7 protein-coding genes are annotated in these 7,676 nt (G+C 45.3%); 2 read left to right on the top strand and 5 right to left on the bottom strand.

Features of this window, described 5'->3' with window-relative positions:
• On the top strand, nucleotides 1-843 hold an 843-nt coding region (locus CWB99_RS24075; protein ID WP_171045351.1), incomplete at its 5' end, for a hypothetical protein.
• Nucleotides 844-1,207: 364 nt separating this feature from the next.
• Here the strand turns inward: CWB99_RS24075 and sohB are convergent.
• Together sohB and CWB99_RS14350 are read right to left on the bottom strand one after the other, a co-directional pair.
• The gene (gene sohB, locus CWB99_RS14355; protein ID WP_138553682.1) at nucleotides 1,208-2,221 is read right to left on the bottom strand and encodes a protease SohB; all 1,014 of its coding nucleotides are present in this window, start codon (nucleotides 2,219-2,221) and stop codon (nucleotides 1,208-1,210) included.
• 72 nt (nucleotides 2,222-2,293) lie between these two features.
• The gene (locus CWB99_RS14350) at nucleotides 2,294-4,717 is read right to left on the bottom strand and encodes a VolA/Pla-1 family phospholipase (protein ID WP_138553681.1); all 2,424 of its coding nucleotides are present in this window, start codon (nucleotides 4,715-4,717) and stop codon (nucleotides 2,294-2,296) included.
• A 269-nt stretch (nucleotides 4,718-4,986) separates the two neighbouring features.
• On the opposite strand from CWB99_RS14350, the gene CWB99_RS14345 reads away from it, so the two are divergent.
• Complete coding sequence (locus CWB99_RS14345) at nucleotides 4,987-5,730, top strand: YciK family oxidoreductase (protein WP_138553680.1); 744 nt, start codon at nucleotides 4,987-4,989, stop codon at nucleotides 5,728-5,730.
• A gap of 136 nt (nucleotides 5,731-5,866) precedes the next feature.
• On the opposite strand, the gene CWB99_RS24070 is transcribed toward CWB99_RS14345, so the two are convergent.
• From CWB99_RS24070 to CWB99_RS24065, 3 genes are all read right to left on the bottom strand, one after another.
• Complete coding sequence (locus tag CWB99_RS24070; protein WP_171045350.1) at nucleotides 5,867-6,556, bottom strand: hypothetical protein; 690 nt, start codon at nucleotides 6,554-6,556, stop codon at nucleotides 5,867-5,869.
• The gene (locus tag CWB99_RS14340) at nucleotides 6,540-7,223 is read right to left on the bottom strand and encodes an ATP-binding cassette domain-containing protein (protein ID WP_138553679.1); all 684 of its coding nucleotides are present in this window, start codon (nucleotides 7,221-7,223) and stop codon (nucleotides 6,540-6,542) included. Before CWB99_RS14340 ends, CWB99_RS24070 begins: the two co-directional genes overlap by 17 nt.
• A partial coding sequence (locus CWB99_RS24065) for a hypothetical protein (RefSeq protein ID WP_212748521.1) occupies nucleotides 7,220-7,676 on the bottom strand: 457 nt, incomplete at its 5' end. The genes CWB99_RS24065 and CWB99_RS14340, both read right to left, overlap by 4 nt.

The following is a 7,676-nucleotide window of genomic DNA, read 5'->3' as shown; positions in this document are numbered from 1 at the left end:
TCCAGCAACTGGCACCATGACGCATCTGTGCATGCTGCAGATTTTTACCAAAACGGCGTTGCCCAGTTATTGCTACCGACAACGGAATTATATTCCACAAGCCTGGCTGTGATGGACATCAAAACTGAAACAGTATCCTACCAACTAAATATCGATTCAGACGCAACGCTGAAGCGCGTTACAGGCGCAGATGCTAATGGCGATAACATCCCGGATGCCATTTATAGTACTTCTCGTGGCGTGGAGTTTGTTGATGTATACAACGAGTCATTAATTGCAAGTTACAACACATCATCATACAACCTGTCTGACTTTAGCGCACATTATGATGAATCGCTTAATCTGGCAGTCGCTGAGGATACGCTCAAACTGCTTAAATCAAATGGCAACAACTTTGAACAGTTAAGCTTCGTCGATCAAAGTTGCAACCGTATTGCATTTTTTAACTATGACCAGGACCCTGAGCAAGAGCTGCTGTGCCTGCAAGTGTCTGAACACTATTATCAAGTGCATACTGCAACGATCTACATATATGAGATTGTTAACAATGTTCTGCAGCAGGTTCATCAGCGGAGCCTCAATATGCAGGTCAAAGATATTGTTGTATCTCCAACCCGGACAACCTCACAAGAACTCATTCTGGTAACACAAAACGGCAACAGCCATTGGGATTCTGAAGTCTCATCACGGATCTTCTACACTGATTCCAAAGGTAATCCTTTGTGGGCAAGTCCGGCGTTACCGGGGGTAGTGTCAGACAATGCGATTAAAGCCCGACAAGATAGTAAAGGGAAGCTGAACCTGCTCCTGTCTACGTCAGCGGCCATGTACCAGATACACTAGACTGTTTACAGTGCCTCCGGTTCCCGGAGGCACTTCCTAACGTCCTTCTCTCAGTTGTACAATGAAGTGCACATAATACCAATCCGTATTAAAACCAATTTGCACCAAACCCTGTGATCCAGATCTGACGCTGAAGAAGTCATACCAATTGGTTTAATTAAGTATTCTATTTTGAGGCAAGAAAATAGGGTCGATAGCACCGCTGTCGCGTCCTGCTATCGCTGAGGCACCTACATCCATGTAGGCGAGGCAAGAATTTGCAAGCTTATACCTTAGGTAAAGGTTCTAAATAAGATATTTTTAACGCCGTTAGCGTCATATTTGCTCCTTCAGATTGAACAGATGTTAAGTGAAATTGGTATCACTAGTAACTTGATTTTTGCCACTTCGAAAATAGCCGCATTGCCCCTTTCTCCAGGCTCAGGCTCAATCCTACACCCAGCTTTTCTGCCAGTGGCTTCTTAAGCTTGAAACGTACCTGATAAAGCTGATGCGCTTTATTCAGATCCAGCAACAAATCATCACTGGTACGCAGTTCATCTACCAGCGCAAACTCATGGGCGTGGCTGGCCAGCCAGTGCTCACCTGTCGCTACTTTATCTATATCCATATCGGGACGGTTGTCACTGACGAAGCGCTTGAACAAGCCATGGGTATGTTCAACTTCCTCACGAAACTTCTCGCGCCCTTTGTCCGTGTTCTCGCCAAACAGAGTCAGGGTCCGCTTGAACTCACCAGCCGTGATTTGCTCGAAATCGATATCGTTCTTTCTCAGCAACTTATTGAAGTTTGGCATCTGGGCAATAACGCCAATAGAGCCAACAATCGCAAACGGCGCTGCGATAATTTTGTCTGCCACACAGGCCATCATGTAGCCACCGCTGGCGGCAATTTTATCTACGCACACCGTCAGTGGCAGGCCAGCATCTTTTACACGTTGCAGCTGAGAAGCTGCCAGTCCATACCCATGTACAACCCCGCCTCCACTTTCCAGGTTCACCACTACCTGATCCTGTTTAGCATCAGCTATGGTCAGAATCGCAGTGATTTCCTCTCTGAGGTTTTCTACTTCATGGGCATCCATGCTGCCGCAAAATTCAACCACAAACACCCGCTTTTGGGTATCACCGGACTGCTCCGACTCAGCCTTCTTTTGCTGCTTCACATGAGTTTTGAGCGCTTTTTTGTCCAGAGTTTGCGCCAGAAATTGCTCTTTCGCTTCGTCCAGACGCTTTGACAGATCCGTCAGCTCGATTTCACCTGATTGAGACTTTGGTTTATGGCTTGCAGCAACAATCATTGCGATGATTGCGCCAAGCGCTGCGACCAGTGTCACGGCCTTTGCCAAAAATAATCCATACTCGTATAAAAATGCCAACTTTCTACTCCTGAAATTTAAGTAAAAAAAAGCCGCTGAAACAGCGGCTTCTCCATAATCTCTTAAATGCGATTATTTTGCAATAACAGCATCGTTAGTGATTGGTAGCATCAGACCTTGAGATGCCAGGAAAGTGGCTAGCTGTTGCTGGATTTCCATCGTTGCAGCCGCATGACCTTCAGCAGTACCACCCGAGCGCTCATCAAAGCTAGTTGTGAGTAATGAACTGTGGTGGCCCTGGCTAAAGCTCACAACATAGCTGCCCGGAGTGCCATCGGTCGACATCTGGGATTCGCTCACCGGTGTCAGTCCCATCAGTGCTGCCATTGGCAAGCTGCCCGACAGCGGGTTACTTTCCGTTGACGGTGGAATCACCTGGTCTTTCTTGTTGCCGTTTTCACCACCCACAACCACGCCCATATACATAGGTGTGCCTAGTGCTTTCACCGCGCCAGCAAAGTTGGCTGCATCAGCACTGCCCAGTACACTTTGTGCAGCGTAGGCAAACTGCGTAACAGTTGCATTAATCGCGCCAAGTGCAACCGCATCACCGTTTGCTTCAAGCTGAGCGGTAAAGGTCGAGTAAGCACAGTTGGTGAACGCGCCAGCATCTGTTGCAAACTGGCCACAGTCGGTAATCGCACCTTCTGTCATGTAAGCGTTAAATTGCTTAGATACCGCCAGGTCGGTAGCAGCAGAAAGCACCGCGCTTTTCACGACTGGGCCAAATGAAGCTGACTCAACCAGGAAGTTGGCAATACCTGAGCCACCACTTGACAAGGCGCCTGCTTTTACGCTGAACAAAGCATCAACTTGTTCATCCAACGGGGTGTTTGCCATAGCGATAAAGCCTGGACCTACTACAGAACCAAGAGAGTGGCCAATGAAGCTTACATCCTGAGTATTGAACAATAATGGGACCGTTGTTGCCTGGTTGATAAAGTTCAACCCCAAACGCAAACCTAATAAATCAGCGGTCGACTGACGCAGGTTATCGCGCGCAACCAGCAATGATTGCAGGTTCATATAATGCAATACACTCTTAGTCGACGCATTGAAATCATCTTCACCATCGCCGTCCACATCGATACCACGCTCACCATGTAGCGGGTGGTCAATTGCAACTGTTGCAAAACCAGCCTGAGTTAACGCCAGCGTCAGACCCAGCATATCTTCTTTTTTACTGGTGATACCATGCTGCATAATAACAACCGGCCAGCCTGTTTCAGGGCGATTAGTTTCATCTGCTGGCATAGTGATTTGGACCGGGATATTATTCGCTCCCTGAGACTTAGGAAGCGGGTTGTATCTGCTGACAAATCTCTGCTGATCCAGCCCAAAGTCTCTCAGCTTATCTTCGGACAAGGTTTGACACAACTCATCGTTCGTACCTGGCTCTGCGTCTGGATCTGTCCCTGTTGCTGTTTTGTACGCAATGACAGCCAATGCATTGTCACACTGAGCCTGCCAGTAGGTATCCGCCAGCGCTGTATCTGCTGCTGCTTGTGGCTCTCCCAGGTAGCGAGGCAATAAAATGCTGCCTTTAAGGTATCGGACCGAGCGATATAAAGGACGCACCTGCTCTGGCAAAGCATCACCCAGTATATCGGCGACTGTTAAGCCGTCCGCAGGTTGTTCACCCACACTCAAAACAGGCTTTTTCTCAGTTGTCAAAGAACCAGCCAACAACTGCTTAACCGCTCCCATCACTTCAAAAGTTGAGTGAGTGGTCATCGCTGCAGAGTATATGATTTCTTCCTTCGTCACCGTTCCCAGCGCCACTACAGCATTTTCATAACTGTTGATCACACCCTGTAAGCTCTTTTGCGTAGGTGTAACCAGCGGCGCTTCTTGCTTAAGCAGCGTGTAGGTTGATGAAGGCGCAATACTGCCCGAGCTGTCTTTTAAGCCCGTTGTTAACACCGTAATATAAGTTGTTGCCGACTTGAGCGGTTTCATTGGGATAACATTGATGCTCTTACCATCAGCCCCCAACTGAGTAACGAAGTCACCGGTTGGGCCGAAGGTTAGTTCAGCGACAGCTTTACAGGCAGCGCCTGCTGGCACCTGAGCACACTCTTCAACGGTTTGGCTTGCGCCCATCACCACTTCAAAAATACGTACGGAGCCAGGTGTTGCAACACTGGCAGCATCAATTTCAACACCAGCAGGAACGGTCAAGTCAATAGCAAAAGGCATTTGCGTTGACCAGCCATCCAGAGCTCCCAGAGCAAAAGATGGGTCGGCATACTGAGCGCGCTGGAGATTAGGAGCTCCGTCGCCATTGAGCTCTCCTGGAATATTGAGTGTTCCGTCTTTTGTACCGTTAAACAGCAAATCGTTCGGCACTGAGATCACGCCATTTGAAGGGTCGAACTTAATCGAGGCGCTGGGCGTTACAGCTGTGCTTTCTTGTTTTACGTCATCAAGGGTTTCACCGCCACCACAACCAGCTAAGGCTGCAGAAACCGCGAGTGAGAGTAGCATTTTTTTCATTTATTTGGCTCCGACATAATCTTATTATTATTCTTAGCCCTGAATCCAACTTAACTGCTTAATTTAGCTGATAAATTGAGCGATCAGAGAATTTTTAGTTAAAACCTTTGCAAAAAGGTACTTAAAGGTAAATCTGCTTTTAATAAGACATTAGACCAGTTTAAGTTAACGCAAAGTGTAGCGTTTCGCCAGCCATATTTACAATAAATTCGATAACTTGGCTGTGGTATGTGGTAAAATATGCTGAAAATTTAGCTCAGAGGTTCACAATGCATACTTATCAAGCAGCTGAGAATGCTTTAGAAAACAAAGTGATTTTGGTCACAGGTGCAGGCGATGGCATAGGCCGCGTTGCCGCACTGACCTATGCCAGACATGGGGCCACGGTAATTTTATTGGGTAAAACTACCAAGAAACTGGAATGTGTTTACGATGAAATCGTTGCCGCAGGGTACCCACAGCCTGCCATCGTTCCTTTAGATCTGAAAGGTGCCACAAAACAACACTACCGCGACCTTGCCGCCACAATCGAACAACAATTTGGCAAGCTTGACGGGTTGTTAAATAACGCCTCTATCTTGGGCTCACTGGGCCCGCTTGAGCACTTTTGTGTTTCTACATTCGAAAATATCATGAAGGTGAACGTGACCGCACAGGCAATGATCACTAAATACCTGTTTCCGGTGATGCGCAAAGCACCCAGTGCGTCTATTGTGTTCACCTCATCAGGCGTCGGTCGTCAGGGCCGCGAATTTTGGGGCGCTTACGCGATTTCTAAGTTCGCCACCGAAGGCATGATGCAAACCTGGGCAGCGGAAGTGGGTAAAACCAACATTCGCATAAACTGCATCAACCCAGGAGCTACGCGCACAGGCATGCGCGCCACAGCCTACCCGGGTGAAGATAAAGATAAATTAAAAACACCTGAAGATTTGATGCCAACTTATCTTTATCTGATGTCCGATGACTCGGCAGAGGTAAATGGCCAGTCGCTGGACGCCCAGCCTAAATAATCTTCCCAATTATGAGCCGCAAAAGCGGCTCATCGCGTTCAGTATCAATGCCTGAATCAATGATTTGCATAGCCTGCCAAGCTAAAAGGGGTTAATTCCCTGCTGTCCACTTAACGCCAATTCAGAAGAATCTAACTTAAATGTGACCTAAAGCGCCCTTTTTCAGTGTCCAGCTCCGAAGCTTATAAAAAATGAGATATGAACCTAGCAAAGATACCAGGGCAGAGGCAAAATAAATGCCATCGAGTAACACTGCAATCGGAGGGCTTCCTGATTTCACATACGCATAGGCTGACAACCCAATTAATGCATTTCCTAATACAACGAAAACTTCGGCTCTTTTGAACGCAATAATGAGCCCACACGACACGAGTGCAAAAGAATAGACAAATGGCACGACATACAGATACAAAACAACAACATCACCAAGTACATCAAAAAAAGTAACACTCGGCTTAAAAGCAACAAAAATAAGCAGTAACGTTAGCAACATGACTGAGAAATCATAGGGTGCCCTGGCAACAGACTTAATAAATAGGATTTTGCTGTATGACATGGGAAATGTGTGCATAACCTCTAAAACTTTATTCGTAACATCTGTTTTAGCTATCATAACAAGAGACGTAAAAAGCCCAGCTGACACAACCCATGTCATATGTGCCACCAGGTTTGTCTTATTGGACAAACCATCTGAGGATGCCATCCAATATATCCCAAGCATCAATAATAAGTAAAATAGCAGACTGCTCACAGTCTCAAACCAGTAAGAGCGAAGCTCATTGATGTACAACAAGCACTCCAGCATCAACTTATTCAGCGCAAACATCTTTTAAAAACTCCAATGCTTTATTTAGATCACTTGCCCTATCATCACTATCAACAATTTTCCCATTATCAATTAAATAGTAATCATCACAAATTTCCTTAATAAAATTACTATCATGAGAAGTTATAACAATAGACTGCGCATGACGAGAGTACTCTTTTAAGAATCTAGATACCTTGTGTACAGACTCTAAATCCAGCCCCAAAGTAGGCTCATCGAGAAATACATACTTGGGCCTCGAGCAAAATAAGGCTGTTAAGTACGCTTTTCTCTTGTTGCCTGTTGAAAGTCTTTGAATAGAGGTGTTCCTATGATCATAAATACCGAAATTCTCTGCTATTTCTTTAAAACGCTTTTCATCAAACACCTGGTTCCTATGAACAGAATAAAGCTTTGAGCTGTCTCTGACGCTTAAGCGCGAGTAAAGTGAGTCCGTACCTTCAATCATTACACCCAGACTTTCTTTTTGCGCTACTTTTTCAAATGAAGGCTTAATCATTGCTCTTTCCGTGCCTGTCAGACCAAGGATCCCTTTTATTAAACTAGATTTACCACTTCCATTCTTACCTAGTACAACGGTAATCTTTGCGCTTTTAAAAACTAAGTCTTCAACACAAAGATGAAATTTGTTTGGATAGGATACTTCAAGGGAATCAACACAGATCATAAACAAAAGTCCTTATTTAACCTTCCAGTTATAGCTTGGTAACACTTCAGCCTTGCCTCATCACTCACATTCTTAGCTTTTTTCAAGGTATCGTCAAGGATATCGATTGTATTCTCATCACCAAAATAGCTTGCAACTTTGAGCAAAGATGGAATAACCTCTTCATCAACGACTCTAGCTATCTCTCTCTTTTTTAAATCAAAAATATACTGTCCCCGAGACATATTCGAGGTTTTCAATATGTTTAGAGATATGCTAAGGCTCTTAGGTGGGATTTGAGTATGAATATCTTTATTGGCATGCATAAACAAAACACTCCCTTCTTCTAAGCAATATGTTTTTTTGTTGTAAAAATCAACTTTCTCTCCAGCAATTCCTTCAACAACAGAATTATCGTACTGATAGATATCTGTTTGGTAACCTGGGCCTAAGTAGTCGATTCTGAATAACCCA

It is taken from the genome of Pseudoalteromonas rubra (genome assembly GCF_005887095.1).
GTDB lineage: Bacteria > Pseudomonadota > Gammaproteobacteria > Enterobacterales > Alteromonadaceae > Pseudoalteromonas > Pseudoalteromonas rubra_E.
Note: the sequence above shows the minus strand (reverse complement) of the source record. Positions and strands in the feature narration are given on the sequence as shown.